We start from the raw sequence: 26,444 nt of genomic DNA on the forward strand, positions 1-26,444 counted from the left end.
AGCCGATCAAATTTACCTTGAGTTGATACGATTCCACATCGCCTGCGCGTGTGCGCGCGCGTCTGCGAGGATTTTTTTCTCGTCAATCCCGATCAATTCGCGATCCTGCATACGCACCTTGCCATCAATCACAGTTGTAATGGTCTGGCGCCCGCTCATGCCGAACAGCGTATGGCCGTTGATATTGCCGGCCGTCAGCGGGGTCAGCGGGTCGTAATCGGTGACGATGATGTCGGCGGCGGCGCCTTCTTCAAGCGCGCCGAGCTTCTTGTCAAAGTAACGCGCGCCTATGGCCGGGTTGCCCTCGAACAGCATATAGGGCACCTCGCCCCAGGCGGCGGTCGGGTCGCAGAGGTTGTGCTTATGCAGGCAGTTGGCAACCTTCATCGATTCATACATATCGTTCGTGTATCCATCCGTCCCAAGCCCGACCAGCAGGCCGCGGCGAATCATCTCCATCGTCGGCGGGCATCCGACGGCATTGCCCATGTTCGATTCCGGATTATGTACGACCATTGTGTTCGTTTCCTTTAAAATATCCATCTCGATGCCGTTGATGTGGATACAGTGGCCGGTGATCGTCTTTTCACCGAGGATATCGTTGTCATACAGCCGGTTGATGACGCGCTTTCCATATTTTTTCAGCGAATCGTAGACATCGGCCATCCCCTCCGCCACATGGATATGGAAACCGATATCGGACGGCGTATGTTCGCGGCAGAGGGCGAGCGTCGCATCGGAAAGCGTGAACGACGCGTGCATCCCCATCATGCCCCTGACCATGCCGGTCGTGTCCTTCTTGCAGTGGGCGATGAAATCGACATTCTCGCGGACAGCCTGGCGCATCTTTTCCTCCCCGTCGCGGTCGGACACCTCATAGCACAGGCAGGTGCGCACGCCGATCTCTCTGGCGGCGTCCGCGATCGCAAACAGGCTTCCCGGGACTTCGCCGAAGCTGGCGTGGTGGTCGAACACCGTTGTCACGCCGCACTTGACACAGTCGATATACGTTGCCAGCGCGCTGTAGCGCGTGTCCTCCAAAAGCAGGTTGCGGTCGATCGTCCACCACATGCCGTCGAGGATATCGAGGAAATTATGCGGGTTGTAACCGTTGATCGCGATCCCGCGCGAAAAGGCGCTGTAAATATGGTTGTGGGCATTGATCAACCCCGGCAGGATCATCCCGCCGTGCGCGTCGATAAACCGGGCATCGGGCCAGCGCCGGCGCAGTTCGTCGGTTGTACCGACGGCGGCGATGACGCTGCCGTCGGCCGCGACACAGCCGTTTTCGATCAGGCGGTTGTGTTCTCCGCGCGTGATCAGCCTTCCGTTTCCAATAAGCAACATGGTTTTTACCTCCCCTGATTGTGTCCGCCCGTATCAAAACGGGCGCCCATTCTCTGAATGGACGCCCGTTGCCGCTCTTTGCCATGCCGGCGGACCCGGGCGCGCAGCCCGATTGTGCGTCCATCCGGCCCGTGCGCGAAGCACTCCGTTGCAGCCAACATACGATATACTTTTTATAAAGAACAGAATGACTATTCCACAAATTATACAGAATAATCGATTCTCATTCAACAAATTTAGTTTACCATGAACGGCTGTAAAATGCAAGCCTTCTATAGTTTTTTCTCAAAAAATTTTTTTGATTGGTCAACTTTTTATTGAAATTTTACCGGGCGCTTGATATGATAAAAGTATCTTAAAATCATATTTCAAGCGCCAACGCTTTGAAGGAGTGCCTATGCTGGAACAAACAACGCTTACTTTCCTGCGTCAGCTCGCGCGCGGCATCTCACAGCAGTTTGGAAATTGCTGCGAGGTCGTTGTTCACGATCTGACCGACAACAATGTCGACAGTTCGATTGTAGCGATCGAAAACGGCCATGTCACCAACCGCAAACTCGGCGACGGGCCTTCGCATGTTGTGCTTGAGGCGCTGCACGGCGACCGCAGCAGCCTGAAGGATCACCTCAATTACCTCACCAAAACACGCGATGGGCGCATCCTGAAATCGAGCACCATCTATATCCGCGATGAACACGGAGACGCCATCGGCATTTTTTCCATCAACTACGATATCACAAACCTGCTGCTGATCGAAAACGCCGTCAAGCCGCTGATCTCCACCGGGCAGACCGGCGAAAAAGAGCCGGAGCGCATCCCCCAGAACGTCAGCGAGCTTCTTGACAGCCTGATCGAGCAGAGCGTGCGCCTTGTGGGAAAGCCGGTTGCGCTCATGGGCAAGGAGGATAAAATCAAGGCCCTGCGCTTTCTCAACGATACCGGCGCATTTTTGATTACCAAAAGCGGAGACAAGGTGTCCAAATACTTCGGTATCTCCAAGTATACGCTCTACAGCTATATCGATGCCACAAAAGAATCATGACCCTTCCGCCGGCTTTCCGGCGGGCCTGAGACGGAACCGCCCTTTCAAGGCGGTTCCGTTTTATTTTCGGATCGTGTTCAAATAGCGGTAAAGCGTCGGCACGGAGACGTTCAGGCTCTCGGCGGCGTAACTGATCGAGCCCTTGACCAGAAAGGTCCCCAACTCGTCCAATCCTTCGACGATCTCCAGCTTTTCCTTCTGGCTGAGCGTGTCGATCCGCAGCTCGATCTGCGGGCAGACGCGCCGCAGGTTTGAGCGCACCAGTTCCTCCATGCTCATGTGAAAGCTCTCCGTTATGGACGCGTCCTCTTGCAGGCCGATCCCCGCGATGAACGCGGCGAGCGCGTCGCGGGCCTGTAGCAGGCTGTGATAATCGCTGTTGACACAAAGCATTCCAACCGGCTCGCCGCCCTTGTCCCGGATGAAAAGGGTCGAGGAGCGAAGCGGGTTTCCGTTTTTTGCGACGCCGTGGTAATTGGCCAGATGTGGCTGCTCGTCAAACGGCGTCGTCTTTAAAATTTTCAGCGCCAGGTCCGTGATGGGCGAACCGATTTCACGCCCGCTGATATGCCCATTGCGGATGGCCACAACCGAACGGCGCCAATCGGACAGGTCATGCAGCACGACCTCCGTATTTTCGCCCATACAATCAGCCAGAAAATCCACCAGCGGCAGATATGCCGCGACCAATTCATGCAAAAGCAACCATCCCTTCCGGGAGCCTGCGCGAGCGCCCCCGGAAACTGCCGGTCAAAAACCGCAGACGGATAGGATTCTCAATACAGGCTCCAAATTTATTGATTCTGTCCGGATTCCTTTGGCAGGATGAGGTTGAGGAAAATCGCCATCAGAGTCGCGACGACAACGGAGGAGCTGCCGAACACAGTCGCAACCCAGCTTGGGAATCCGGACAGACATCCTTCAACCGTGGTCACGCCGACGCCCAGCGCCACCGACAGGCCGACAATCGCAACATTGCGCTGCGTCAGCTTCGCGGAGGTGATCATGCGGATGCCTGTCATCGTGATGGTGGCGAACACTGAAATGGTCGCGCCGCCGATGACACATTGCGGAATTGTCGTCAACAGGGACGCAAACTTCGGTACAAAGCCCGCTACCAACAGCACACCCGCCGCAAACGCGAATACAATCCGGTTGACGACGCGGTTTACCGTCACAATACCCACATTCTGGCTGAACGTCGCAGCAGGCAGGCCGCCGAAAAACGCACCGGCAACGCTCATAACTCCCTGTGCAACGATGCCGCCGGACAGCTCGCGATCCGTCGGCTCGCGGTCAAGCCCGCCAAGCGTCGTCGATGTCAGATCGCCGATCGTCTGGACGGAATTGACAATGTACATAACCGCCAGCGAAACACAGGCGCTTGCATTGAAGGTAATGCCGAAATGAAGCGGGGATGCGACGGCAAACCAACCGGACTGCACGACGGCGGAGAAAGAAACCATCCCCATCGCCAGCGCCACCACATAGCCGACCACCATGCCGATCAGGATGGACGCCAGCTTGAAAACGCCCTTTGTAAAGTGATTGCAGAAGATGACGACCGCCAGCGTGATCAACGCGACCACCCAGTTCTGCCATGAACCGAAACCCTCGCTGCCTGCGCCGCCGGCCATATACTTGACGGCCGTCGGGTAAAGCGAAAGACCGATCGTAAAGATCACCGTTCCGGTTACAAGCGGCGGAAAAAAGACGCGCAGATGTTTGACAAAGATACCGAACACGATCGCGACACAGCCGCCCACGATCTCCGCGCCGAGGATGGTTGGCAGATCGAACTGACCGCCGATGGCAAGCAGGGTCGGCACATAGGCGAAGCTGATGCCCATGATGACCGGCAGCCCCGCTCCGATACGCCCGTTCCCGAATACCTGTATCAGCGTAGCGATCGCCGTGATCAGCAGGGAAACCTGGATCAGGATGGTTTTGTTGGCGCTGTCAAGCCCGACGGTATTGGATACAAGGATCGCCGGCGTCACAACGCCTACGATCGCCGCGACGACATGCTGAAGCCCAAGCGGAAGCACCTGTCCGACCGGCGGCACGCCTGTCAATTCAAATACGGAACCTCTCGCACCTTTGTTGATTTCACTCATAGCCGCAACTTCCTTACAAATTTTTTTTTTTCCTTATATTTTTTATTGGCCTTTAACCTTATAATACCGCAAGCGTAAGAAAGTTACAACCGGATTTGAAACGTTCGATAAAAAAATATCAGTCCAGAATTTGGTTATTTTTCACAATTAAACCTTGCAAGAACACGCTCCTCCATTCACATGGGCGCTCTGCTTATATGTTGACGCGTCTTTATCTTTATTTTACCGCGCCGGCGCGCTTTAGACAAGGCATGCGATTGACATTTTTTCGGATCATGATAGAATGGTCTTGCGAACTATTTTCAAAAACACTACGCTTTGAAAGAGGGACGGCGGATGAAAAAGATCAGGACGCAGGACGCGGTCGGGCAGGTGCTCTGCCACGATATGACGCAGATTATCAAGGGCGTCACAAAGGATGCGCGGTTTCGCAAGGGCCATATTGTCACTGAGGAAGATATCCCGGTGCTGCTCTCCATGGGCAAGGATTATATCTATATATGGGAAAAACAGGAAGGCATGCTTCATGAGAACGACGGCGCACGCATCCTGTGCGACCTGTGCAAAAACGATCATATGGACGAATCGTCCATCAAGGAGGGCAAAATCGAGCTGTCCGCCGGCTGCGACGGCCTGTTTGAAATCGACGCCCGGCGCCTTGACGAAATCAACGCCCTCGATGAAATCATAATCGCCGCGCGGGGCAACCACACGCCTGTGCACGCGGGCGACAAGCTCGCGGGGATGCGCGTGATCCCGCTTGTCATTTCCGAGGAAAAAATGAACGAGGCGCGGCGTATCGCGGGGAATCAGCCGCTTATGCGGATTCTGCCGTACCATAAAAAACGCTGCGGCATCGTCACCACAGGCAACGAGGTCTTTTACGGCCGCATCAAGGATTCCTTTTCACCGGTCGTCGCACAGAAGCTCGAAGCCCTTGGCGGCGAGATCATGGGCGTCACGCTGTGCGGTGATGAACCGGAGAGCATCACCGCCGCCATCCGCGCGTTTTTTGCGGACGGAGCCGACCTTGTTGTCTGCACAGGCGGCATGAGCGTCGACCCCGACGACCGCACGCCCGCCGCCATCCGTGCGACAGGCGCCGAAATTGTCAGTTACGGCGCGCCTGTCCTGCCTGGCGCGATGTTTCTGCTCGCTTATCTCGACGGAAAGCCTGTCATGGGGCTGCCCGGCTGCGTCATGTATGCTAAGCGCACGATTTTCGACCTGGTGCTCCCGCGCATCATGGCCGACAGCCCAGTGACAAAACGCGATCTCGCGCGGCTTGGAAACGGCGGGCTTTGCCTTGGCTGCGAGCCGTGCCATTTTCCGAACTGCGGCTTTGGAAGGGGCGGCGTCTGATGGCGGGGCTTACACACATCGACGCGCAGGGCAACGCCGTGATGGTCGATGTGGGCGGCAAGGAAATTACCGACCGCACCGCTGTGGCAAAGGGCCTGATCCGGATGCAGCGCGCGACCTTTGACGCCATCGCTGGCGGCACGGCAAAAAAGGGCGACGTGCTTGGCGTTGCACGCGTGGCGGGCATCATGGCCGCCAAGCGCACCAGCGAGCTGATCCCGCTGTGCCATCCGCTGATGCTGACGAAATGCACCGTCGATTTCAAGCTCCACCCCGACCTGCCGGCCGTCGAAGCAATCTGCACGGCGCAGGTCAGCGGCAAAACCGGCGTCGAGATGGAGGCGCTTACCGGCGTTTCAACGGCGCTGCTCACCATTTATGATATGTGCAAGGCCATCGACCGCGCCATGGAGATCGGCGAAATTCACCTTGCCAAAAAGAGCGGCGGCAAGTCGGGCGTCTTTATCAATCCCCGTGAAGCGACGTGAGCTGAAAAAACGGCAGGCCCCGTGCCGGCGCTGTCAGCGCCGGCACGGGGCCTGCCTCTGTCTGTCCGGCGGATCAGTCCTGCCCGACAACCTTGTATGTCTCGTTGACGATGCGTTCCATCGCGTTTAAGATGTTCTGATACCCCGTGCAGCGGCAGAGGTGCCCGGAAATCTGCTTGCGCAGCTCCTCACGCGTGTACCGTTTCCCGCTGCCGACAATCTCCACAGCCGTCATGATCAGCCCCGGCGTGCAGAAGCCGCACTGTACGGCCGCTTCCTCGACAAACGCCTGCTGGATCGGCGACAGCTCTCCGTTTGGGCCGCGCAGCCCCTCGACGGTCAGGATTGTTTTTCCCTCGGCCCAGACTGCCAGATAGATGCAGCTGTCGATCGCCTCGCCGTCGACCAGCACCGTGCACGCGCCGCATTCGCCGACCTCGCAGCCGCGCTTGACGCTCGTAAGCCCCAGACGGTTGCGCAGTACATCGAGCAGGCTTTCGCGCGGATCGACAGCCGTTTCGACTTCCTTGCCGTTGACGGTCATTTTGATGAGCTTCAGCATGACACAGCACCTCCCGCATGTATAATCGCCTGTTTGAGCGCGCGCCGGCTCAATTCCCGTACAAGCTGCATCCGGAACGCGCGCGACGCGCGCCAGCTCGTGCGGGGGTTGACCTCGCCCGCGGCGGCTTCGCTCACCGCGTCGAACAGCTCCGTCGAAACAGCCTTGCCGCACGCCGCCTGCTCGGCCGCATGGCAGCGCACCGGCGTCGGCGCGGCGACGCCGAATGCGAGGCGCAGCTCCTCAACGGCGCGCTTCTCTGCGTCGAGTTTCACATGGACCGCACAGCCGAGCGTCGCGATATCCATCGCGTTGCGCTGCGCGTATTTGATGTAATGGCCCCCGAAGCCCTCGTAGTCGGCCTTTGCAATGCGAATAGCCGTCAAAAGCTCGCCATGCGCCAGATCGACCTTCCCCGGGCCGCGGTAAAAATCACAGAGCGGAACTGTGCGCCTGCCGTCCGGGCCGGTCAGCTCCAAAAGCGCGTTGAGCGTCAGCAGCGTGGAGGCGCTGTCGGCGCTCGTCACACCGTTGCAGACGTTGCCGCCGATGGTGCCGATGTTGCGCAGCTGCGGCCCGCCGGCCTGGTCGACCGCTGCGCCGAGCGCGGGAAGATGTCGCTCGATGACCGGGTCGTGCGTCACATGCGCAAACGTCGTGGCCGGTCCGATGACGATGGTCCCGTCGTCCTCCATGCGCACGCCCGCAAGCTCCGATAGTCCGTGGATGCTCACAAGCGAACATCCGGCCAGCTTACCCTCGCGGATTTTGACAAGCACGTCGCTGCCGCCGCAGATCACAACCGCGTCCGGATCGGCCGCAAGCGCCGCGATCGCGTCAGAAACGTCCTTCGCCTGATAAATTTTTTCAATATCATACATCTCTCAGCCCTCCCAGGATGCAATCATTCCCGCGGCCGCAAACGCCTCAACCAGCTTCTGCGGGGTGAGCGGCAGGCTGTTGACCGCGACGCCCGTCGCGTGCAGCAGCGCGTTGCGGATCGCCGGAGCCACCGGAATCGCCGGCGGCTCGCCGAGCGATTTGTTGCCGTACGGCGCGCTCGGATCGTCTGTTTCGACGAACGCGGCGTGCAGCTCCGGCGTGTCCATCGAGGTGGGCAGCTTATAATCGAGCAGGTTGTTGTTGAGCGGCCGCCCCTTCGCGTCGTAGCGGAGCTGTTCGCCGAGCGCGTAGCCCAGGCCCATGCTCATGCCGCCATGGACCTGCGCCTCGGCCAGGGCCGGGTTGATCAGCATACCGCTGTCATGCACGTTGATGATGTTGAGCACCTCGATTTTGCCAAGCGGGATATCGACCTCGATCTCCGCAAAGCATGCGCCGAATGAAAACGTATTGCTCTTGCAGTGGTTTGTCTCCTCGGCGGTGATATGTACCGAATTGGTCAGGCTGTAAAACGATTCAATTGCGAGATCCGCCATGGAAAGCAGGCGTTCACCGCTTTCGGCGTCGACGATCCAGCTTTCGCGGATATCCATAGCGCCGGCGGCGCGCTTAAGCATGAATTCGGCATAGTCGAGAATGCGCGCGCGAAATACCTTCGCTGCTTTTTTCAGCGCCATACCGCTGACATACGTCTGACGCGACGCATATGCGCCAGTGTCGAACGGCGTGACATCGGTGTCCTGCGTCGATACGATATGGATATCCTCGTCGCGAAAGCCGATCGTCTCGGCCGCCATCTGTGTGAACACCGTGTCCGCGCCCTGCCCAATCTCGGTGGCTCCCATCTGAAGCTGCGCCGTACCGTCCTGGTTGAGCACCAGGCGCGCGCTCGCCGTCTCCAGTGAAATCGGGTAGACGCCTGTTTTATAGCTGAACATCGCCATGCCGACGCCGCGGCGCACATCGCCCGTCTGGTTGGCGTACGCCTTGCGCTTCTCATCCCACCCGATGTGCTTCTTGCCCTGGTCCAGACAGCCGAGCAGGCCGCTCGTATAGCAGGTGATCCCCGTGCCCGGATCGACATAGCCCTGACGCATACAGTTTTTCACACGCAGATCGATCGGATCCATGCCGATCGCGCGCGCCACGTCGTCCATGTGCGCCTCCATTGCAAAATTGGCCTGCGGGATGCCGTAGCCGCGCATCGCGCCGCCAGACGCGATATTCGTATAAACAGTGTATGTATCAGCGTCGAGCACCTGCTCGTCTTGATAGAGATGCCGGTACGCATTTGAAGCGTTCGCCGCGATCGAATGGCCATGCGAGGCGTAACCGCCCTGGTTGGAATACGCCTCATACCGGCGCGCGACAAGCCGCCCGTCGGGCCTCACGGCCGTCTTGAGCGAAAAATCGATCGCATGGCGCACACGTGTAAATGCGAACGTCTCCTCGCGCGACAGCTCGATTTCCACTGGCCGGCCGCCGGCCTGCGTCGTTAAAAACGCCGCCAGAGGCTCATATAAAACCTCCTGCTTGTTGCCGAAGCCGCCGCCGATATACGGCTTGATGACACGGATTTTGCCGAACGGAAGGCCCGTCGCCTGGCTGCACACGCGCCGCACAATATGCGGGATCTGCGTCGACGAGACGACGACAACGCGCCCCTTCTCCATATATGCGTAGCACACTGGCTCCTCGATGTGGCAATGCTGGACAGTCTGCGTCTCATACGTCCCCTCAACGATGCGCAGCCCGGGCGCGGCCGCCGCTTCCTCATAGCCGCCCTCGCCGATTTTAAAGCTCGTGTGCGCCAGCACATTGTCCGGGCGCGCGTCGTGCAGGACCGGCGCGCCGGGCGCCATCGCCTCCTGCGGCGTGAGCACGACGGGGTATTCCTCATACTCCACACGCACCAGCCGCGCGGCGCGCGCCGCGGCCACCTCGTTCTCGGCGATGACGGCGGCGATATCGTCGCCCCAGATACGCACGCGCTCGTTGAGCAGCCGCCGGTCGGCGACGTCCTGATGCGCCGCCTCGGTCGACCACGGATGCCCCGCCGTCGGGAATTCAAACGGCGGCGCGTCGAAGCAGGTGACGATCTTTACAACGCCCGGCACCGCCAGCGCGGCCGCCAGATCAAACGCCTTGACGCGCCCGTTGGCCACGGTGCTGCGCACCACCTTTGCAACCAGGCAGTTCGCTGGCCGCAGATCGTCCGTATATTTGGCCCCGCCGGTCACTTTCTCGCACGCGTCCACGCGGATGGCCCTGCTGCCGACTCCCATTTGACAAGCCCCCTTATTTATTTGATTCGTTTCGTATGGCCTATTAGTCATAAGTCATACTTTTAAATTTTTACAAGTATACCACGCCCTCACCGGATGCGCAAGCACTTTTTCAAAAAAAGCACAACGCCCGCGCCCGTATTTACACGGGCGCGGGCGAACAGGATCAGCCAGTCGTCATAAACGCAAAGCGCAGCACAAACAGCAGGCACAGCACAACCGTAAACGGCTTGATTTCACGCGCCTTGCCGGAGAGCAGCTTGATCAGCACATAGGTGATCAGGCCGAAAGCAATGCCGTTGGCGATCGAATATGTAAACGGCATAAATGCGACCGTCACAAACGAAGGGATCGCTTCGGACATATCGGAAAAATTCAGTTCCTTGATTGAACCCATCATCAAAACGCCCACAAAAATCAGCGCCGGCGCGGTCGCTGCGCCCGGCACGATGCCGACGACTGGCGCAATGATGATCGACGCGAAAAACAGCAACGACGTGACCAGCGAGGTCAGCCCTGTGCGGCCGCCCTCGGCGATACCGGTGCTTGATTCGACAAACGTCGTCGCTGTGGACGAACCGAGGCATGCGCCAGCGGTCGTCGCCAGCGCGTCGGCCATCATCGCCTGCCGCATACGCGGCATATCGCCGTTTTCATCGAGCATATTCGCCTGTTTGGCCGTGCCGAGCAGCGTGCCGATCGTATCAAACATATCGACAAGCGAAAACGAAACGACGATCATCACCAGTGTAAACGCCATCTGAAATACATTGGCGGAATTGGCGAACAGTCCCGCGAAGTCCATTTTAAACAGCGACACATCCACAAAATCGGAGAACTGCTGCCCGATGTTCATGGAAAATCCGCCGAACGAGGTCACACCGAGCGGGACGCCGACAACCGTCGCCGTCAGAATGCCGATGATGATCGAGCCTTTGATCCTGCGTGCGTGCAGCGCGCCGATTACAACCAGCCCGACAAGCGCCACCAGCGCTGACGCCACCAGCCCGTGCAGCTCCGGGTCGCCCCATTTGGAAAAATCAATCAGCGCCACCAGCGTTGAGCTGTTTGAAACGACCAGCCCCGCGTTTTTCAGTCCGATCAACGCGAGGAACAGGCCGATTCCGGCGCTGATCGCGCCGCGCACACACGGCGGAATCGCGCGCACGCACGCTTCACGGAAACCGATCGCTGTAATCACAATAAACAGAATGCCGGAGATAAAAACGACCGCAAGCGCCTGCCCATAGGTGTACCCCATGCCGAGCACAACCGTATATGCGAAAAATGCGTTCAGCCCCATGCCGGGCGCCTGCGCAAACGGGATTTTCGCGTAGACCGACATCAAAAACGTGCCGAAAAACGCGATCAGGCATGTGGCGAAAAAGACGCCGTTGGCCACCTGCGCCGCATATTCCGGCTGCTCCATGATGTAAAACGGGTCCGCAAGCATCTGCGGGTTGACCACCAGGATATATGCCATCGCCACAAACGTCGTAATGCCCGCTACCACCTCTGTGCGGACGGTTGTGTTGTGTTCCTTCAGTTTGAAGAAACGCTCCAGGGTCCCCTGACCGTTTGTCTGTGCCATGCCGGATGCCTCCTCCTTTCGTTGTCCGCCCGCCAGCATTGGCCGCCGGCATTGCGCAGCGGCCATGAAGCACGCGGAAGCCGTCTTTCCGTGCCTGTTCCTACAGGTCCGCCGACAGGGCCGTACTTTGAAAAGCGGCCATACTTTGTTTATCGGCAGTCCCGCTATGTGAAGCGCGCCGCACGACGCGCTTTACATATGCCGGATTTATTTACCATGCGCGCGCCCCCGCCACATACTTGCCGCTGATATGGCGGTCGTCGGAGAGGTAAACAACGCGCTCAAGCCGCTGTGCGGGCGTCAAGGGCTGCGGATGCGGCAGCCCGGCGTCGTCGATGATAAGCGCGTCGAATTCATATCCCGCCTCAAACGAGCCGACCTTGCCAAAGAACGCGCCGCCGCCCTTTGTACCCAGATAAAACGCCTCCGATACGGTCAGTGGGGCGAGCGAATCGTCCGTCAGGCGCCAGCGCAGCTTTGAAGCCTGGATTGCGTCGCTCATCGCGCGGAACATGGAATCGGAGAAGCCGCCGGCCACATCGGTGCCGAGCCCCACATTCATCCCGCGCGCAAGATATGTGCGCACCGGCGCGACGCCCGAACAGATGTTCATGTTCGACGCCGCACAGTGCGCGATGAATACGCCGCGCCGCTTCATCAGGTCGATTTCCGCGTCCGAGCTGTGCACGCAGTGCGCCATAACCGTCGGACAGCCGCCGCCGAACAGCCCAAAGCGGTCGTATGCGTCGCCGTAAAAATCCGCCTCCGGGCAGAGCTGGCGCACCCACTCGATTTCCGAATAATTTTCCGACAGATGCGACTGCACCGGCAGCCCCGTCGACTGCTGGAGCGCGCCCAGGCCGCGCATCAGCTCGTCGGTGCACGAGGGGATAAAGCGCGGCGTCAGAATGGGCGACACGTTTTTGAATTTGCCGGCGCAGTCCTCCAGCCAATGCCGCGTCTCGTCGAGCGAAACGGCCGCGCTTTGCTCGCGCAGGCTGTCGGGACAGTTGCGGTCCATATTGACCTTGCCGACCATCGCGCGGATTCCCGTCCGCTCCAAAAGTTCCATCAGGCAAAGCGTAGCCGGCGCATGGACCGTTGCGAACACACAGGCGCGCGTTGTCGCGCCGCGCGACAGAGCGTCGGCGAACAGCGTGTAAGCGCGTTTTGCGTAATCGATGTCGCAAAACTTCGCCTCCTCCGGGAAGGTGTGCGTCTCCAGCCAATCGAGCAGCTCGAGATCCATGCCAAGCCCGCGGTAGGAATACTGCGGCGCGTGCAGGTGCAGGTCAACCAGCCCCGGTATAATCAGCTTTTGTCCGCAGTCCTCCACATGGACGCCGTCAAATCGCTCCGGCAGCCTGTCAAACACGCCGGCCGAACGGCCGTTTTCACAGACGGCATAGCCCTGTTCCACAACAGTAAACCCACTGGGCGCGGCCGTGTAAACAATATCGCCTTTGAGGGCAAAGGTTTTTTCCTGGTTCATTCGGTTCCTCCTGCCGCTATTTTGGGCGGCGCTTGTCTTTTTATAAAATTTTGAGTATAATAAGACATACCATTGCACAATACAACCGCACGCGCGCGCTATTCATTGGAAACTATATGAAAAATTAATAAGTCATACTTATTACCGCCTTCATTTTAACAGATATGCCCTGACAAAACAAGGACCATTTTCCATAAAAGATATTCAGAAGAATTGTTAATTTCTTACAGCCGCGGGCGGTTATTTCCTGATGAAAGAAGCTGAAAATACGATGATGCCGGAATATGAATTGCCGCATCTGGGTGGAAAGCTGATGTCCACCCAGGTCAGCGCCCTGCTGATCAAGGAATTGACCGGCGGCGTATTCGCCCAATCGGAACGTCTGCCGTCGGAGGTGGAGCTTGCCGAGCGCCTGGGCGTCAGCCGCACCGTTATCCGCGATGCGCTCTCCGATCTTGAGCGCGAAGGTCTGATTGACCGCGTGCGCGGCATCGGCACGGTGATCAACCGCGAAATTGTCAATCTGAAAAGCCGCCTTGATCTAAAGCTGGAATATAACGAGCTGATTCTCGCAGCCGGGCACAGCCCGCGCAGCGACAGCCTGTCGCTGCGCGTGGAGCAGGCCGACGAGCAGTTGGCCGAAACGCTGCGCATTGACGCGGGCGCGGGCGTCATCGTCTGTGAAAAACGCGTGCTGGCTGGCGATACGCCTGTTATTTACTCCATCGACTACCTTGCCCTGTCGCTCTTTGATGGGATGGATTATGCCGCCATCGACTGGACAAAGCCGATCTTTGATATCCTCGACCGCTGCTGCGGGCTGACTGTCATCACTGACATCGCGCATGTTTGCGCCACAAACGCCACGCCCGCTATCCGGCGGCTGTTACAGGTCCCGCACGGCGGCGCGCTGCTCATGCTCGACGAGGTGGGCTTCTGCCGTTTGAGCCGCCCGGTACTGCGCTCGCTCGAATTTTATACCAGTTTCTTCGACTTCACCATGCTGCGCAAAAAGTTCTGACGAAACCATAAAGGGGGCGTCCCGGCGGGACGCCCCCTTTTATCAGCCCTGCGCTTTGCCGGGCGGCTCCTCCTCATCCGCCCCGAAGCGTCCCAGCAGGGCCACAACGCCCATAATAATCAGCATGACGGCGAAGATCCCGCCCATGCCAAGCCCCATAATTTTCAGCGACGCAATCAAATCCGCCGCCACCACAGCGTCAAACATATCTGTATTTCCTCCCTTGTCAAATGAACCGCGGCACCAGGTGCAGGATGATGCCGCCCGCTATGACCGATCCAATCTGTCCGGAAACATTGGCGCCGATCGCGTGCATCAAAAGATGGTTCTGGCGGTCCTCCTTTGTCGCCATGCTCTGGACCACGCGCGCCGACATCGGAAACGCCGAGATGCCGGCCGCGCCGATCATCGGGTTGATTTTGTTTTTGGAAAACACGTTTAACAGCTTGGCGACAAGCACGCCGCCGATTGTGTCCATCACAAACGCAATCAAACCGATGCACAGGATAAACAGCGTCTCGCCGCGCACAAAATCCTCGGCGCGCATGGAGAAGGAAATCGTAAGCCCAAGCAGAAGCGTGATGATATTTGCAAACTCATTGCGCGCCGTCTGCGCGAGCGAGTCAAGCACGCCGCATTCGCGCAGCAGGTTTCCGAACATCAAAAAGCCGACAAGCGCCACGGAGGTTGGCGCGACAAATCCGGCGATCATGGTGACGATGATCGGAAACAGAATCCGCGTGCGCCGGCTGACCGTTTTCGGATTATACGGCATCCGGATCATGCGCTCCTTTTTGGTTGTGACCAAACGGATTGCAGCCGGCTGCACAATCGGCACCAACGCCATATAGGAATACGCCGCTACCGCAATCGCTCCCATATAAGGAGAATTGAAAATTTGTGAAACCAGAATCGCCGTCGGGCCGTCGGCCGCGCCGATCACACCGATGGACGCGGCGTCCATGAGCGTCATATCAAGCCCGAACAGCGGCGCGAGCAGCACTGTCGCGCTCAGCGCGAAAAAGACGCCGAACTGGGCGGCCGCGCCGAAGATCATCATACGCGGATTTGAAAGCAGCGGCCCAAAATCGATCATCGCGCCGATGCCGATAAACAACAGGATCGGCATCGCCTCGGACGCCTGGATCGCCGTTTCAAACAACCACTGGATGACGCCGCGCGATTCAATCCCGCCTTGCAGCATCTGATCGAGCGCCCCGGAAAAAGGCAGATTGACCAGAATCGAACCAAACCCCATCGGCAGCAGCAGGGCCGGTTCAAATCCCTTTTTCACCGCGAGCCAGATCAGCACGCCGCCGATTACATACATCACCGCCTGCCGCCATGTGACCGCCAAAATGCCGGACAACAGAAATTCCATAAACTGCACCTTCCTTTTGTCACTCAGTATGCCCCCAAATGTACAAATAAAAAGACCTGTGTTTCTCCACTTTGGAAAAACACAGGTCTTGTCATTTCAAGCTGAACCATGGCTAACCAGCCCGTGATGTTGATTCAACTGCGCCTGTTGCGCCGACTACTCCCCTGGGAGCTATTTTACTATACGCCTATCATAGCACAGCAGGAAACATCTGTCAAGACAGCTGGCCTGTCCCATTGAAAAGGGATGCTTCCCATGCTACAATTGTTTTTAAAAAACAGAGGTACCGCATATGTTGATTGATATCGATCGTCACCTGATAAACTGCCATATTGTCGGCGAGGGAAAGCCTGTGTTTCTCCTGCATGGACTTGGCTGTGACCACCGGCTGATGATGGGTTGTATGGAGCCTGTTTTCGCGCGTTATTCCGCCTATCGGCGTATCTATATCGACCTGCCGGGAATGGGCGCGTCGGACGCGTCTTTGGACCTTTGCAGCTCCGACCGGATTCTCGCGCTGCTCAACCGGCTTGCCGAACGGCTCGCCGGCAGCGAGCCGTTCCTTTTAGCCGGCGAATCATACGGCGGTTATCTGGCGCAGGGGATGCTGGCGACCTGCCCACCCGGCCAGGTCGACGGCCTGCTGCTGATCTGTCCTGTCGTAATCGCAGCTCACGCCGAGCGGGACGTTCCCCCACACAAAATCCTGGCGGAGGACGGCGCGTTTCTCTCAAAGCTCCCGCCTGAGGAGCGCACGCGTTTCGAGGAATATGCCGTCATCGCTGATCAAGATACCTATGCGCGTTATAAAAACGAGCTGCTTCCGGGAATTCTCGCTGCGGATCGCCCCTTTTTGGAGGGCCTCGCAAAACAATATACGTTTTCCTTTGATCTGCGCCAAAAAATTGACACGCTTTGTTACGATCGCCCCGTCCTTCTCATCGCCGGGCGGCAGGACGGGTGCGTTGGCTACCGCGATCTGTGGCGGACCGTCGAAAACTATCCCCGCGCCACCTATGCCGTGCTGGATTTCGCCGGTCACAATCTTCAGATCGAACAGCCCGCGCTTTTTAACAGCCTCGTTGAAAACTGGCTTGAACGGTTGGATCGTTGCTGAACGCGTCGGTCGGAAAAAGCCCCGAAGGGCCGCTGTTCGACAGCGGCCCTTCGGGGCTTTTTTATATTCGTTATCTCTTCTAATTACAACAGCGCGTCGTTATAATGCGCACGAACGCCGCCGATATATTTGGGCCTCGTGCGCGCACAGACGACATGCGCCTGCCCAATCGCGCGCACAGACAGCCGCAGCGGAACGGCCACCTCACGCAGATGCATCCCAATCAAGGTGTCCCCGATATCGATACCGGCATGCGCACGCAGATGCTCCACAACAGCCGGCGCAGCAAACGCCTGATACGCCGCCGCGGCAAACGAGCCGCCAGCCTTTGGCTGCGGCACAGCGTTTACTTCGTCAAGGCCATAAGCCCGCACAAGCGCCCGCTCCACAACCAGCGCGCGGTTCAGATGCTCGCAGCACTGCGCCGCCAAATAAATCCCATTTTTACAAAGCGCGGGATAGATCCCTGAGAACACGGCCGCAGCCGCTTGTGTGCTCGACGCGGCGCCGATACGCCCGCCCATTACCTCGCTCGACGAACAGCCGACAACAAGAATATCGCCGCGTGAAAGGTGCGCCGTCTCCAGCAATTCCAACACTGCGGTACGGGATTGTTCTCTGATTTCTTCCAGCATTCCGCCAGCCTCCTGTCTCTCATTTATTTGTATCATATCCATACATTTATAACTTTACTCAATCGATGCCCTTTGCTGCTCCAACCACTTGGTCAGCTGATCCAATCCATCCTCATCAAGAGAAAATGCTTCGGAGCGCACATCCTGCGCCTTTTCAAAGCAGTAGGTTCGGTAAGCGTATGCTTTCAACACGCCATCCTCGGGCGAAATCCGGAACCGGAATTCCCCAAGGCTGCCTGTGAACACATTTCCGCTTTTAAAAAAGTCGAGTCCCCGGATTTCAATCCTACTTTCTTTCATGGCGATCCCCCAAAATCCACCGGCTTTTCATCTGCTTGCTACGGCTATGATAATATCACAAAACCGCAGCCTTTTCAATGAAAAAAAGCCAGAGTGCCGCTGAACATTCTAATAAAAGAGAGAGGCGCCCAGCGGGCGCCTCTCTCTCTCTTTAACAGTATATCATTTCTTCTGCATCTGCCGGTACTCCTCCAGTAACATCTGATACTTTGCTTTGATCGACCCGTTCCATCCAGCGGCCACATATTTTTCCCCGGCCCGCAGACGCTCCTCAATTGGCAGCTTTTCCTCCAGGATTTCCATGACGAGCAGCCGTCTGTGATCTTCCTGCGCATGTGTTTCCAAAATTTCAATGCGTGTATCCATCCGGTCAATACTGCCCTTGAGCGATTCAACCGCGCCGCACAGCTTTTCTGAATTTTCCTTTCCCTGCGCACGGTCTTTTCGGCCGCTTGAATGAATCGCCAGCACAATTGGGGTCACTGCCGTCAGCACTGCGACAAATAACGGAACAAACCGTTCAAGCAGCTCCATGCCCCAACTCCTCCAGCATCCGTTTCACTGATCTAAGCGCCGCCGCAAGATCGTCCCGCAGGCCTTCCAGCTCTGTTTTGGGTATAGAAATCGTTTCTTCCTCAGACGTGCCGGGCGCACCAGGCTTGTCCTCACGCGTCCAGCCGTTGAGCAGATTCGCCCGGATGATCTCCGGATAGTCCCGGTAGCAGGCGTTGATGTCGACCGGCACAGAAATGCCGTCTACGCGCCCTACAAAGCCCGGCACATCCCCATGATGCTGCCACATCCCGTAACTGCCGGTGTAGGTGCATTTTGGGGCGTACTGCGCAACCCACTTGTCATACGCTTCAAGCTGCCTGTCGTCCACCCAGTGTTGCAGCCAGTTGGTCGAGGCGTACAGCCCCGCATAGTACCCGGCGTCCTCCAGAACCTTCAGGAACGCCTTGGCCATATCGGTGCGAAGCTGCTTGTTTTTCCCGACGCCCCACTGCCCGCACGGGCTGTCATATTCCTGGTCCATATACACCGGATAGGTTGGACGCAGGCCGTCAAGCGCCTTGACGAACGCCGCCGCCTCCTTTTGCGCCTCGGCGACCGTTACGGCGTCGCTCCACCAGTACGCGCCCCAGTCAAGCCCTGCGGCCAGCACGGCTGGCAGGTATTTCTGACGAAACGTCCCCATCTCCCGCAGGCCCTGCCCGGCCTTGATGACCACAAAGCGGACGCCGTCCGCCTTCACGCGCTCAAAATCAATGTCCCCCTGATGCGATGAAATATCGATGCCTTTGATGACTTCTCCCATTTATCGTCCCCCCATATTAGGGGCTGTTTGAACAATCCAGCAATTCTTCTATTTTCAAACAAGCCCCAGAAACACCGTTAAGTAATTACATATAAGTACAATTTTCAAGCAAAATCCAGATAATTCTTATACTATAATTAATTTGTCAAGAGTGTTGACACCCTTGCGATAAAACGTGACTGATTCATACAATTATTTCCATAAACCATTATAAAACGAGGTGGGAGGAAATAATTATGAAGTACAATGAATCCAGAGTGATTTTGGCATGTAACCTTTTGGAATACCGTGCGCAGAAGCAGATCAGCCAGGAGGAGATGGCGTTTCAAATCGATCTCAGCGTCAAAAGCTATGCAGAAATCGAACGCGCAAAGGTCCATACAAACCTGGAAATACTCGACCGTATCGGCCAAGTGACAGGTATGCTTCCCGCCCAGCTATTGACGCCTCTTTGCCAGAGAATCCCCATAACTGCCAATCAATAGGCCGCAGGGCAAAGGGCCGGCGGCTTGACAGACTCCCCCGCTGCGGAGCATAATAAAGACAAAGAGGCGCTATCCACAGACGGTTAGCACCTACAGAATAGCTAAAAGATTAGCCGCTTCATGTGAAGGTGAGGGCGGCTAATCTTTTTTTATTGCAATTATGTAACCCGTGGCCAAAATCAGCACAAGGGTGACCCAACCATAGTCCATATGCAACGCCCCCTTTCAGGGGCAAGACTTAACCGCCTGCCGTTTGCGACAGCGCCAACCTTATTTTACCATATCCGCGAAGCGGCATGGTAAAATTGGCCATCGGGGCGGCAGCGGGCCATGCCCGCGCATCGCCTTGGCCATAAACCGGTAAAATAACCGCAGAGCGGTTATTTTACCATGTACCGTTCCTGTTTACAAGACGAATTCTGTATAAAACGACTTTATTCGTCACGATTCGGCGTCTTATACCCAAGTGCCCGCCGGCTGTCCCCAATGCCGGCCGTCGTTGGGTCGGTCACGGCGTTAAACACGCTGGCCGCCGCCGCGAGCAGCACAACAGGATTCTGTACCGCGCGCTGCAATACGTCCCACAGCGCCCCCCAGGAGGTCATATCCTCCCAGGCCAGGCCAAAGTATGCGAGTACCGGCAGCACCAGCGCCGCCGCCACCTGCGCCCACCACAGCGGGTTTTTAATGCGTACTTTCCAATTGATTTTCATAAAATTCCTCCCTCGCATCACACAGCCCCCACACGTACAAAACCGCGCGTATAAAGCCTTGCGATTTCATAGTCAGGCAGCTCACATTTCGTCCTGTGTCTTGATACTTGATACATGTCCATGTGGTTGCAGTTTCTTGTTCCATACGCCAAATACATGCTGCCAATTAACGCCGTTGGCCCGCACACGGATCGCCCACGTCTCGCCGTCGTCACACGCGTCAAGCTCCTGATTCAGCACCTCAAAGGCTCCCGGTAAACTTGCGCGCAGCCGATCCAGGCCGCGCATCCATTGCTCCGTACCGCTCTGATCCAAACCATTCAGAAAAAACCCCCTTCCCGCCGGTCAGCATTCCATGATTTTTACTGCTTCATACCCACTGTATCCGGCTTCACAGCATCATTTCAGACAACGCCTTTCCGTGCAGGCGGCAGATCTGCATATAGCTGTAATTCATTTCGCCGGCGATGCGTTCAAGCGTCCAGCCGTTGATGTGGCGAAAGCGGAGCAGCGTACGCAGCCGTTCCTCTGGAACTGTCCGGATCGCCGCTTCCATCTCGTCGCGCAGCGCCACATGCTCATGCAGACGCTCGCGGATACGCATATCGAGCTCGTCCAGAGAGCGCATCCCTGCATAGGGCGCGCCGCCGAACAACCGGTCCAGCCGCTGTTCCTGAGCGCGTACGTCTGCCAATTCGTCCTGCAAACGCCGGATTTCCCATTCATTCGCGCGATATTGCCCCAAGTACGCCTTTTTTTCCAAGTTTGTTTTTCCGCCTCGTCCCTGTATGTCGGAGGCTGTCCTGCGCTTTTTCTGGTACATTTCATCCCTCCATGTTGCAAAACGCAACATAAATCTAAAAAAATTATTAACAGCAAAACAGCTTATTAATTATTATTGCGTTTTGCAATATAATAGTACCATACTTTGCCTTAAAAATCAATGCTTTTCGCAACAATCATAAAAAAACGTTGCATTTTGCAAGCCCTCATGCTATACTCTAAATAAAGAGAGGTGTCCTTAATGGAAAAACAAACCGTCGACAAAGCCCTGTTTGGCCAGCGGTTTTCCGAGCTTCTGCGCATATCCGGCGAAACCACCTATTCCATCGCCGCCGCGCTGTCCATGTCGCCCGGCACAATCAGCCGCTACGCCAATGGTCTGATGGCGCCCAAAATCCCCACGGTCCAATCACTCGCCGCTCGCTTCGGCGTCGACCCGCAGTGGCTGATGGGACGCAACGTCCCCAAATATCCAAAGCCTGACACATCTGCCGCCATGGACGACGGCCTTGCACAGTATCTTGAGGAGCTGAAAAACCGCTCCGAGCTGCGCATGCTGTTCTCCGTAAGCAAAAATGCCACCCGCGAGGATGTCATGCGGGCGGTTGCCATCATCGAAGCCTTAAAGAAAGAGGAAGAAGGACGTTCATGACCGACGGAACCATTTTCGTCCGCCGCCTGTATAACCTGCCGCTCACGGTGCGCGGCGTCACGACGCCGAATCCTGACGGCACGTTTTCAGTTTATATCAACGCCGCCCTGCCGCCCGAGGTCCAGGAGGCGGCGCTTCAACATGAAGTTTATCACATTGAGCACGACCACATGTACAACCTCGATCCGGTCGCTGTCAATGAACGCGAGGCCAATGAACGGCCCTCCCGCATCATCGAACAGCCCGCATCCGCGGCAGATTTGCACTGTACCAAACATGCGTCCGGCCGCTGCGCTCCGGCCGAAGCTGCGGCAGCGGGGGCGGATGCTCCGCCCCCGCCCCGCCGTGCGGCGCCCGCTGCGCGGGCGCCGCACACCGCATTCGACGACCAGAGCCGCCAGGCGCTGCACGCCTGGCTCGAAAAGCGCCTCTACGACGTTGGCTGACACCGTTGGCATTTTACCGATTTATTGTTTCAATAAAATTACCAAAGGAGCCTCCATGTGGATTTCCCACAAGGAGGCTCCTTTGGTGAATCATAAACGCCGCCGGCGCAGCCTCTATTCCCACACAATCCCGGAGAAAGCGACCGCAAAGGAAAAATCCCACGTTTCGCCTGCCCGCAGAACCGGGCAGGCGCCAAACGACCGCGCAGTCGGGATGCTGTCAAAGTAACCGTTGGCCGGTTCAAGCGCACAGTTGATATCCCCCCGGTATCCGCCGGCCGTGGCCCAAAAGCCAAGATACGGCAGTTGCCCCGGATCGTAGCAAAGCAGCGCGCGCACCCCCGACCGGGGATATTCATAGCCGCATCGGCCGGCGTGAACACGTCCGTGGGCATAAAACTTGAGCTGCCCGTCGGGCGGCATCCGCGACAGGTTGACCTGGCCGCTCGGCCCTTCAGCCAGCGGCCAGGGCAGCAGCGCGTTCCGCTGCCCCAGCCAGTCACTGGTGAAAGCGTTCTGTACCTGCGTCACGCCGGGCGGCAGCAAAATACGCATATCCGGCTCGCACCGCGCCAACAGATGGCAGACCCACAACGCCGGAAGGTCGCGGGCCGTTGGGTTTTCAATCCGGTAACGGCAGGACAGCCGCTCCCCCTCCAGGGAAAAATGTTTCTCATAGCGGTAACCCAGAACCGGGCTGTGATAGGAAAGAAGGATACCGCCGCCGTCCATCTTCGGTTCGAACGCAGCCGACCACAGTTCCCCATGATCGGGATAGGAAAGCGTCTCACCGGCCGTTTCGAACACGCAGGCGTCCACGGTCGGAAACGCCTCGTCAAACCCGCACGCCTCGAACAGGGAGAAATCATCCCCGCGCCCGGCACGGCTGAAAACGCCCTTTGGATTTTGAAAAAGCAGCTCAAACCCCCGCGGCTTGTAAATCAGCGAAGCGACTTTGCCGCCATGCGCCGGCAAAACAACGGCTGAAAGCGCCTCGTTCTCAAGCATCCAGCCGTCGGCGCCCATAAAATCAATCCGCCGCATACAGTGCTCCTCCGTGATTAAAAATCCGGCTTCATGCCGCGATGGATCCGCACGCCCATATGGTTTGCATCCAGCCGCTCCGCTTCAGCGAAGCAGGCGCCGGCGCGCGCCGCGTCCCCTTTGCCGAGCAACCCCAGGCCGCGCATGAACAGGCAGTGCACGCGGTTGCGTACATCGAGATCCTCCTCGAAAATTTGCAGATCAGGCAGCGACACCGCAAAGTAATCGATCTTGACATGATCCTGCAAATGCTGTTCCGCATAGTCCACCAGCTTATTGAAGCGTCCAAGCGCGCCATGCTCGTCGCCAAGCGCCCGATGCGCCAGACCCTGATAGAAAATCATCTCCGGCGGCTGGTCGTTATAGTACATCATCCCGGCCGGCTCGCTAAGTCCCACGCACGCTTTTTTCAGGCAGCGTTCGGATTCCTGCGCGTTGTCAAGCCTGCGTTCGGCCAGCCCCAGATAATAGTAGATGTCGTTTTCCTGCGCGCCGGCAAGTTTCCCCTCGCCCAGGCTGTGCGGATAAACGGTGGCCCGGCGCAGCAGTCCTGCCGCCTTTTGTGGGTCGCCGGCCGCCAGCGCCCGCTTTGCAAGCTCCGTCAGCGCCAGCCGGTACTGGGCAGGCACCTTGCCTTCGCCGCCCTCCCACGGATGGAACTGGCGGCCCAGAAGCATTTCAAGCGCCTGTTCATGCCGCCCAAGCGCATTATACAGGGTGATGTATTCCAAATACAGGTCATCCCGCTGCAAAACGCATTCCCGGTTTTCCTCCAGCGCCTTAAGACGCTCGGGAGCGCCCATCCCGCGCTTTTTGCGCAGTTGATCCAATTCCATCAGTACGCGCGCGTCCGTCCGGTCGAGGGCGAACGCCTGTTCCATCTCGTCAAGCGCGTCGGCCGGACGGCCGCATTTGTTAAAGTACGCAAGCGCAAGGTTGCGGCGCACGGTCGGAAACCGGCCATCCAGCGCGCGGGAACGTTCCCAGCAGTCAATTGCCTGCGCATATTGCCGTTTGTCGTACCAAAGATTTCCGAGGTAATACCAGCCCTTGGCGTCGTCCGGATTTTTATCAAGCGCCCGGGTAAGCGCAAGCAGATCCTCCAGACGGTGCGGGAAGCAGTAATCGGAGGGCGCGGATGCGGCGGCTTCGCGCTGGCGCGCGGCCTCGTCCTGTTTTCCCTGCCGCTCGCAGAAACCGGCCAAATAATAATGCACCAGCGGATAACGCTGCCCGGCCTCGGACGCCGCTGTCAAAACCTCCGCCGCCTCGTCATAAAGCCCCGCGTCTGCGTAGGTGAGCGCCAGCTCGATACACCAGTTTGGATTTCCGCTGATTGATGTAAGCAGCTGAGCGCGCGTCTCGCCACCCAATTCATAGCGCGCCGCGCAGTCGATCGGGTCGATCGTCAGGCTCTCTTGCGCCAGGGCCAGCGCAGCCTGTTCCCGCCCGAGGCGGCGCAGCAGCGCCGCCTTGAGTGCGCGCGCTTTTAAGTTGTGCGCGCCCTGCACCAAGCTGCGCTCCACATGGGAAAGCGCCAAATCAAAATCCCCCTGCGCCGCTTTGACGCAGGCCATGGCGTAAAACGCCGGGGCCTGCCACGCGCCGCTCCAGGTCGCTTTATAGAGTGCGTCATACGCCTCGTCAAGACGTCCCATCCATTTCAGGCAGACACCGAGGTTATAATACGGCTCGCTGTCGTAGGGATTTGGGTTGGAGCGGGTATACTTGGCGATGGCGGCGCGAAAATGGCGCTGTGCCTGTTCAAAGCAGCCGCGCCGCATCATCAGCAGGCCATAGGCGTTGTTGATGCGCGCATCGGTCGGGTCGCGCCGCAGCCCTTCGAGATAATAGTCCTCCGGCAAATAAGTCGCGTGACGGTACTGCTCGATATGCTGCCCATAAAGGAACAGATCCTCATTGGTGCGCGCGTCCGCCGGGTCGGGAGCAGCCTTGGCCGGGTCGGGCGTCTTTTCGATGCGCTCCGGCTCGGGCGTATAGCTCACCAGCAGGCGTCCCTGCGCGTCGAATACCCGCAGCGTCAAAGCGGTCGGATCGCCGCCCGCATCCGGGACAAGTTCTGTCAGCATACTGACCGGTGAGAGGTCGAGCGTCCGCTCCCAGAGTGTTTGGCCGCCCTTTTCAAGCGCGACCCGCGCGCCGGGAAATTCGCCGCTGGCGTATACGGCCAGATCAGCCGTCTGCCCGTCCAGCTCAAGACGCACAGCCGCGTCGACCGACGCGCATTTGATCATTCCAACTTCCTTGTAGGGCATGAAATACTGTGTAAAGGTCTTTTCCTCATACGGCGCAAGCCACGTGAAATCCGGCTGATTATCAGTAAAGCATCCCGTCATCAATTCGACATATGGACCGTCCTCATCCGTCAGGTTGCGGTCCCACGCCTGCCCGAAGTCGCCACAGCCCCAGGTCCACTGTTTCTTACCGGGCGCGATATGGTGATCGGCCACATGCAGGATACCGGCGCGCCGGCTGTGGTCGTAGCCTCCCACAAAGTCGTAGTCCGAATGATACGCCATATAGGAGGTCGGCACCGGGATATTTTTATAGCGGGAGATATCGACGCCCGCGGAGTAATCCTGCTTATAGTAAACACCCGTCGCAATCGGGAAGCGCGAGACGTCGCGCTTGCCGTGATCCATCACCGCATGTACGTCGGGCGGAAAGACCGACTGTGTGTCGTCATTGACCGGTACGGCCGGGTTGGCCCACCAGAGGAAGGTCTGCGGCAGGCTGGTGCTGTTGTAGATCTGCGCGTCAATTTTGATGTACGCCTTGTCGGGAAAAATAGTGAAGGACGCCGTACCGCGCGTGCGGAACATGTTTTCCGTCTCGCCGACCACGACAGTGCAGCTGCCGTCCGGGTTCTCCCGGATCGTGCAGTCGACCGGGTCAAAGGTGCTCGGGCGGTGGTGTTGCGGCCAGTTGAATTCGATTCCGCCGCTGATCCACGGCCCGGTCAGCCCGACGAGCGCGGGCTTGATCACGTGGTTATAGTAAACAAAATCGTAGCCGTTCGTTTTGTCATACGCGCGCTGAATCCGGCCGCCCAATTCGGGCAGGACCATTACAAACAGATATTTATTTTCCAGGCAGAGCGCCTGGTAGGTGCGATCCACCTTTTCATCATAGATTTTATCAATAACGCTGTGCGGGTACACCCGGCCGCTGCTGCCCTGATACACCCGTTTTTCCAGAAACATCGGGTTTTTATCGGGCTTGCCGACCGGATACGTCGGAATCACCACGTTTTCCCGCCAGACGGCTACGCCTTCGGCAATCTGTCTCATCATCGCATCCATATCCTCCTGGAAAATTTTTTGCGGCCGCACCGCGTCC

27 protein-coding genes are annotated in these 26,444 nt (G+C 57.8%); 8 read left to right on the forward strand and 19 right to left on the reverse strand.

The window, feature by feature from the left end; translation table 11 throughout:
- Nucleotides 1-12: 12 nt before the first annotated feature.
- A complete protein-coding gene (gene ssnA, locus FMM72_RS12520) occupies nt 13-1,347 on the reverse strand; it encodes a putative aminohydrolase SsnA (protein ID WP_162221623.1) in 1,335 nt (444 codons plus the stop codon).
- A gap of 397 nt (nt 1,348-1,744) precedes the next feature.
- Here ssnA and FMM72_RS12525 point away from each other — a divergent pair, with 397 nt between their 5' ends.
- Nucleotides 1,745-2,389, forward strand: coding sequence for a helix-turn-helix transcriptional regulator (locus FMM72_RS12525; RefSeq protein WP_160210722.1), 645 nt, complete (start codon nt 1,745-1,747; stop codon nt 2,387-2,389).
- A 60-nt stretch (nt 2,390-2,449) separates the two neighbouring features.
- On the opposite strand, the gene FMM72_RS12530 is transcribed toward FMM72_RS12525, so the two are convergent.
- Nucleotides 2,450-3,088 carry a helix-turn-helix transcriptional regulator gene (locus tag FMM72_RS12530; RefSeq protein ID WP_160210721.1) on the reverse strand — a complete coding sequence of 213 codons (639 nt, stop codon included), beginning with the start codon at nt 3,086-3,088 and terminating at the stop codon, nt 2,450-2,452.
- Nucleotides 3,089-3,183: 95 nt separating this feature from the next.
- Entirely contained in the window at nt 3,184-4,506 is a 1,323-nt protein-coding gene (locus tag FMM72_RS12535) for a uracil-xanthine permease family protein (protein ID WP_160210720.1), read from the reverse strand.
- 336 nt (nt 4,507-4,842) lie between these two features.
- On the opposite strand from FMM72_RS12535, the gene FMM72_RS12540 reads away from it, so the two are divergent.
- Together FMM72_RS12540 and moaC are read left to right on the forward strand one after the other, a co-directional pair.
- On the forward strand, nt 4,843-5,868 hold the full coding sequence (locus FMM72_RS12540) for a molybdopterin-binding protein (protein ID WP_160210719.1): 1,026 nt from the start codon (nt 4,843-4,845) through the stop codon (nt 5,866-5,868).
- A complete protein-coding gene (gene moaC, locus FMM72_RS12545) occupies nt 5,868-6,356 on the forward strand; it encodes a cyclic pyranopterin monophosphate synthase MoaC (protein WP_160210718.1) in 489 nt (162 codons plus the stop codon). The genes FMM72_RS12540 and moaC overlap by 1 nt, the downstream gene beginning before the upstream one ends.
- Nucleotides 6,357-6,429: 73 nt before the next feature.
- Here the strand turns inward: moaC and xdhC are convergent, their stop codons facing one another.
- The 5 genes from xdhC to FMM72_RS12570 form a co-directional block, all read right to left on the reverse strand.
- Nucleotides 6,430-6,918: a xanthine dehydrogenase subunit XdhC gene (gene xdhC / locus FMM72_RS12550; protein WP_160210717.1), complete on the reverse strand. Its 489-nt coding sequence runs from the start codon at nt 6,916-6,918 to the stop codon at nt 6,430-6,432.
- A complete protein-coding gene (gene xdhB / locus FMM72_RS12555) occupies nt 6,912-7,799 on the reverse strand; it encodes a xanthine dehydrogenase subunit XdhB (protein ID WP_162221624.1) in 888 nt (295 codons plus the stop codon). The genes xdhC and xdhB overlap by 7 nt, the downstream gene beginning before the upstream one ends.
- Before the next feature lie 3 nt (nt 7,800-7,802).
- Nucleotides 7,803-10,106 carry a xanthine dehydrogenase subunit XdhA gene (gene xdhA, locus FMM72_RS12560; RefSeq protein WP_160210715.1) on the reverse strand — a complete coding sequence of 768 codons (2,304 nt, stop codon included), beginning with the start codon at nt 10,104-10,106 and terminating at the stop codon, nt 7,803-7,805.
- 166 nt (nt 10,107-10,272) lie between these two features.
- A complete protein-coding gene (locus FMM72_RS12565; protein ID WP_160210714.1) occupies nt 10,273-11,697 on the reverse strand; it encodes an NCS2 family permease in 1,425 nt (474 codons plus the stop codon).
- Between the two features lie 211 nt (nt 11,698-11,908).
- Nucleotides 11,909-13,189 carry an amidohydrolase family protein gene (locus FMM72_RS12570; RefSeq protein WP_162221625.1) on the reverse strand — a complete coding sequence of 427 codons (1,281 nt, stop codon included), beginning with the start codon at nt 13,187-13,189 and terminating at the stop codon, nt 11,909-11,911.
- A 250-nt stretch (nt 13,190-13,439) separates the two neighbouring features.
- Here FMM72_RS12570 and FMM72_RS12575 point away from each other — a divergent pair, with 250 nt between their 5' ends.
- Nucleotides 13,440-14,210: a GntR family transcriptional regulator gene (locus tag FMM72_RS12575; RefSeq protein ID WP_160210712.1), complete on the forward strand. Its 771-nt coding sequence runs from the start codon at nt 13,440-13,442 to the stop codon at nt 14,208-14,210.
- Between the two features lie 42 nt (nt 14,211-14,252).
- On the opposite strand, the gene FMM72_RS16985 is transcribed toward FMM72_RS12575, so the two are convergent.
- Together FMM72_RS16985 and FMM72_RS12580 are read right to left on the reverse strand one after the other, a co-directional pair.
- A complete protein-coding gene (locus FMM72_RS16985; protein WP_180322925.1) occupies nt 14,253-14,417 on the reverse strand; it encodes an OadG-related small transporter subunit in 165 nt (54 codons plus the stop codon).
- Nucleotides 14,418-14,436: 19 nt separating this feature from the next.
- Nucleotides 14,437-15,591: a sodium ion-translocating decarboxylase subunit beta gene (locus FMM72_RS12580; RefSeq protein ID WP_162221626.1), complete on the reverse strand. Its 1,155-nt coding sequence runs from the start codon at nt 15,589-15,591 to the stop codon at nt 14,437-14,439.
- Between the two features lie 292 nt (nt 15,592-15,883).
- On the opposite strand from FMM72_RS12580, the gene FMM72_RS12585 reads away from it, so the two are divergent.
- Nucleotides 15,884-16,708: an alpha/beta fold hydrolase gene (locus tag FMM72_RS12585; RefSeq protein WP_160210710.1), complete on the forward strand. Its 825-nt coding sequence runs from the start codon at nt 15,884-15,886 to the stop codon at nt 16,706-16,708.
- An 83-nt stretch (nt 16,709-16,791) separates the two neighbouring features.
- Here FMM72_RS12585 and FMM72_RS12590 read toward each other — a convergent pair whose 3' ends face one another.
- The 4 genes from FMM72_RS12590 to FMM72_RS12605 form a co-directional block, all read right to left on the reverse strand.
- A complete protein-coding gene (locus FMM72_RS12590; protein ID WP_160210709.1) occupies nt 16,792-17,343 on the reverse strand; it encodes a TIGR01440 family protein in 552 nt (183 codons plus the stop codon).
- Between the two features lie 54 nt (nt 17,344-17,397).
- Nucleotides 17,398-17,643: a hypothetical protein gene (locus FMM72_RS12595; RefSeq protein WP_162221627.1), complete on the reverse strand. Its 246-nt coding sequence runs from the start codon at nt 17,641-17,643 to the stop codon at nt 17,398-17,400.
- A 162-nt stretch (nt 17,644-17,805) separates the two neighbouring features.
- Nucleotides 17,806-18,177 carry a hypothetical protein gene (locus FMM72_RS12600; RefSeq protein WP_160210707.1) on the reverse strand — a complete coding sequence of 124 codons (372 nt, stop codon included), beginning with the start codon at nt 18,175-18,177 and terminating at the stop codon, nt 17,806-17,808.
- Nucleotides 18,164-18,961 carry a glycoside hydrolase family 25 protein gene (locus FMM72_RS12605; protein WP_160210706.1) on the reverse strand — a complete coding sequence of 266 codons (798 nt, stop codon included), beginning with the start codon at nt 18,959-18,961 and terminating at the stop codon, nt 18,164-18,166. The genes FMM72_RS12600 and FMM72_RS12605 overlap by 14 nt, the downstream gene beginning before the upstream one ends.
- Before the next feature lie 236 nt (nt 18,962-19,197).
- Here FMM72_RS12605 and FMM72_RS12610 point away from each other — a divergent pair, with 236 nt between their 5' ends.
- Complete coding sequence (locus tag FMM72_RS12610; RefSeq protein ID WP_162221628.1) at nt 19,198-19,446, forward strand: helix-turn-helix domain-containing protein; 249 nt, start codon at nt 19,198-19,200, stop codon at nt 19,444-19,446.
- A 434-nt stretch (nt 19,447-19,880) separates the two neighbouring features.
- Here FMM72_RS12610 and FMM72_RS12615 read toward each other — a convergent pair whose 3' ends face one another.
- The 3 genes from FMM72_RS12615 to FMM72_RS12625 form a co-directional block, all read right to left on the reverse strand.
- Nucleotides 19,881-20,159, reverse strand: coding sequence for a phage holin (locus FMM72_RS12615; protein ID WP_160210967.1), 279 nt, complete (start codon nt 20,157-20,159; stop codon nt 19,881-19,883).
- Between the two features lie 81 nt (nt 20,160-20,240).
- Nucleotides 20,241-20,474, reverse strand: a complete 234-nt coding sequence (locus tag FMM72_RS12620) for a hypothetical protein (protein WP_162221629.1) — start codon at nt 20,472-20,474, stop codon at nt 20,241-20,243.
- Between the two features lie 76 nt (nt 20,475-20,550).
- On the reverse strand, nt 20,551-20,982 hold the full coding sequence (locus FMM72_RS12625) for a hypothetical protein (protein WP_160210969.1): 432 nt from the start codon (nt 20,980-20,982) through the stop codon (nt 20,551-20,553).
- 201 nt (nt 20,983-21,183) lie between these two features.
- Here FMM72_RS12625 and FMM72_RS12630 point away from each other — a divergent pair, with 201 nt between their 5' ends.
- On the forward strand, nt 21,184-21,594 hold the full coding sequence (locus FMM72_RS12630; RefSeq protein ID WP_162221630.1) for a helix-turn-helix domain-containing protein: 411 nt from the start codon (nt 21,184-21,186) through the stop codon (nt 21,592-21,594).
- The gene (locus tag FMM72_RS12635) at nt 21,591-22,040 is read left to right on the forward strand and encodes a hypothetical protein (protein ID WP_162221631.1); all 450 of its coding nucleotides are present in this window, start codon (nt 21,591-21,593) and stop codon (nt 22,038-22,040) included. The genes FMM72_RS12630 and FMM72_RS12635 overlap by 4 nt, the downstream gene beginning before the upstream one ends.
- A 114-nt stretch (nt 22,041-22,154) precedes the next feature.
- Here the strand turns inward: FMM72_RS12635 and FMM72_RS12640 are convergent, their stop codons facing one another.
- A complete protein-coding gene (locus FMM72_RS12640; protein ID WP_162221632.1) occupies nt 22,155-23,084 on the reverse strand; it encodes a DUF5107 domain-containing protein in 930 nt (309 codons plus the stop codon).
- Between the two features lie 17 nt (nt 23,085-23,101).
- A complete protein-coding gene (locus FMM72_RS12645; protein ID WP_162221633.1) occupies nt 23,102-26,398 on the reverse strand; it encodes a DUF5107 domain-containing protein in 3,297 nt (1,098 codons plus the stop codon).
- Nucleotides 26,399-26,444 lie beyond the last annotated feature (46 nt).

It is taken from the genome of Anaerotruncus colihominis (genome assembly GCF_010206195.1).
GTDB lineage: Bacteria > Bacillota > Clostridia > Oscillospirales > Ruminococcaceae > Anaerotruncus > Anaerotruncus colihominis_A.

Bases quoted from the DNA above. Each gene is read 5' to 3' on its own strand.
- ssnA (WP_162221623.1), bottom strand. From the start codon at position 1,347: ATGTTGCTTATTGGAAACGGAAGGCTGATCACGCGCGGAGAACACAAC.
- FMM72_RS12600 (WP_160210707.1), bottom strand. From the start codon at position 18,177: ATGGAGCTGCTTGAACGGTTTGTTCCGTTATTTGTCGCAGTGCTGACG.
- xdhB (WP_162221624.1), bottom strand. From the start codon at position 7,799: ATGTATGATATTGAAAAAATTTATCAGGCGAAGGACGTTTCTGACGCG.
- FMM72_RS12625 (WP_160210969.1), bottom strand. From the start codon at position 20,982: ATGTACCAGAAAAAGCGCAGGACAGCCTCCGACATACAGGGACGAGGC.
- FMM72_RS12610 (WP_162221628.1), top strand. From the start codon at position 19,198: ATGAAGTACAATGAATCCAGAGTGATTTTGGCATGTAACCTTTTGGAA.
- FMM72_RS12570 (WP_162221625.1), bottom strand. From the start codon at position 13,189: ATGAACCAGGAAAAAACCTTTGCCCTCAAAGGCGATATTGTTTACACG.
- xdhA (WP_160210715.1), bottom strand. From the start codon at position 10,106: ATGGGAGTCGGCAGCAGGGCCATCCGCGTGGACGCGTGCGAGAAAGTG.
- FMM72_RS12615 (WP_160210967.1), bottom strand. From the start codon at position 20,159: ATGAAAATCAATTGGAAAGTACGCATTAAAAACCCGCTGTGGTGGGCG.
- FMM72_RS12540 (WP_160210719.1), top strand. From the start codon at position 4,843: ATGAAAAAGATCAGGACGCAGGACGCGGTCGGGCAGGTGCTCTGCCAC.
- FMM72_RS12595 (WP_162221627.1), bottom strand. From the start codon at position 17,643: ATGAAAGAAAGTAGGATTGAAATCCGGGGACTCGACTTTTTTAAAAGC.
- FMM72_RS12580 (WP_162221626.1), bottom strand. From the start codon at position 15,591: ATGGAATTTCTGTTGTCCGGCATTTTGGCGGTCACATGGCGGCAGGCG.
- FMM72_RS12525 (WP_160210722.1), top strand. From the start codon at position 1,745: ATGCTGGAACAAACAACGCTTACTTTCCTGCGTCAGCTCGCGCGCGGC.
- FMM72_RS12630 (WP_162221630.1), top strand. From the start codon at position 21,184: ATGGAAAAACAAACCGTCGACAAAGCCCTGTTTGGCCAGCGGTTTTCC.
- FMM72_RS12535 (WP_160210720.1), bottom strand. From the start codon at position 4,506: ATGAGTGAAATCAACAAAGGTGCGAGAGGTTCCGTATTTGAATTGACA.
- FMM72_RS12640 (WP_162221632.1), bottom strand. From the start codon at position 23,084: ATGCGGCGGATTGATTTTATGGGCGCCGACGGCTGGATGCTTGAGAAC.
- moaC (WP_160210718.1), top strand. From the start codon at position 5,868: ATGGCGGGGCTTACACACATCGACGCGCAGGGCAACGCCGTGATGGTC.
- FMM72_RS12565 (WP_160210714.1), bottom strand. From the start codon at position 11,697: ATGGCACAGACAAACGGTCAGGGGACCCTGGAGCGTTTCTTCAAACTG.
- FMM72_RS12585 (WP_160210710.1), top strand. From the start codon at position 15,884: ATGTTGATTGATATCGATCGTCACCTGATAAACTGCCATATTGTCGGC.
- FMM72_RS16985 (WP_180322925.1), bottom strand. From the start codon at position 14,417: ATGTTTGACGCTGTGGTGGCGGCGGATTTGATTGCGTCGCTGAAAATT.
- FMM72_RS12590 (WP_160210709.1), bottom strand. From the start codon at position 17,343: ATGCTGGAAGAAATCAGAGAACAATCCCGTACCGCAGTGTTGGAATTG.
- FMM72_RS12635 (WP_162221631.1), top strand. From the start codon at position 21,591: ATGACCGACGGAACCATTTTCGTCCGCCGCCTGTATAACCTGCCGCTC.
- xdhC (WP_160210717.1), bottom strand. From the start codon at position 6,918: ATGCTGAAGCTCATCAAAATGACCGTCAACGGCAAGGAAGTCGAAACG.
- FMM72_RS12645 (WP_162221633.1), bottom strand. From the start codon at position 26,398: ATGATGAGACAGATTGCCGAAGGCGTAGCCGTCTGGCGGGAAAACGTG.
- FMM72_RS12575 (WP_160210712.1), top strand. From the start codon at position 13,440: ATGAAAGAAGCTGAAAATACGATGATGCCGGAATATGAATTGCCGCAT.
- FMM72_RS12605 (WP_160210706.1), bottom strand. From the start codon at position 18,961: ATGGGAGAAGTCATCAAAGGCATCGATATTTCATCGCATCAGGGGGAC.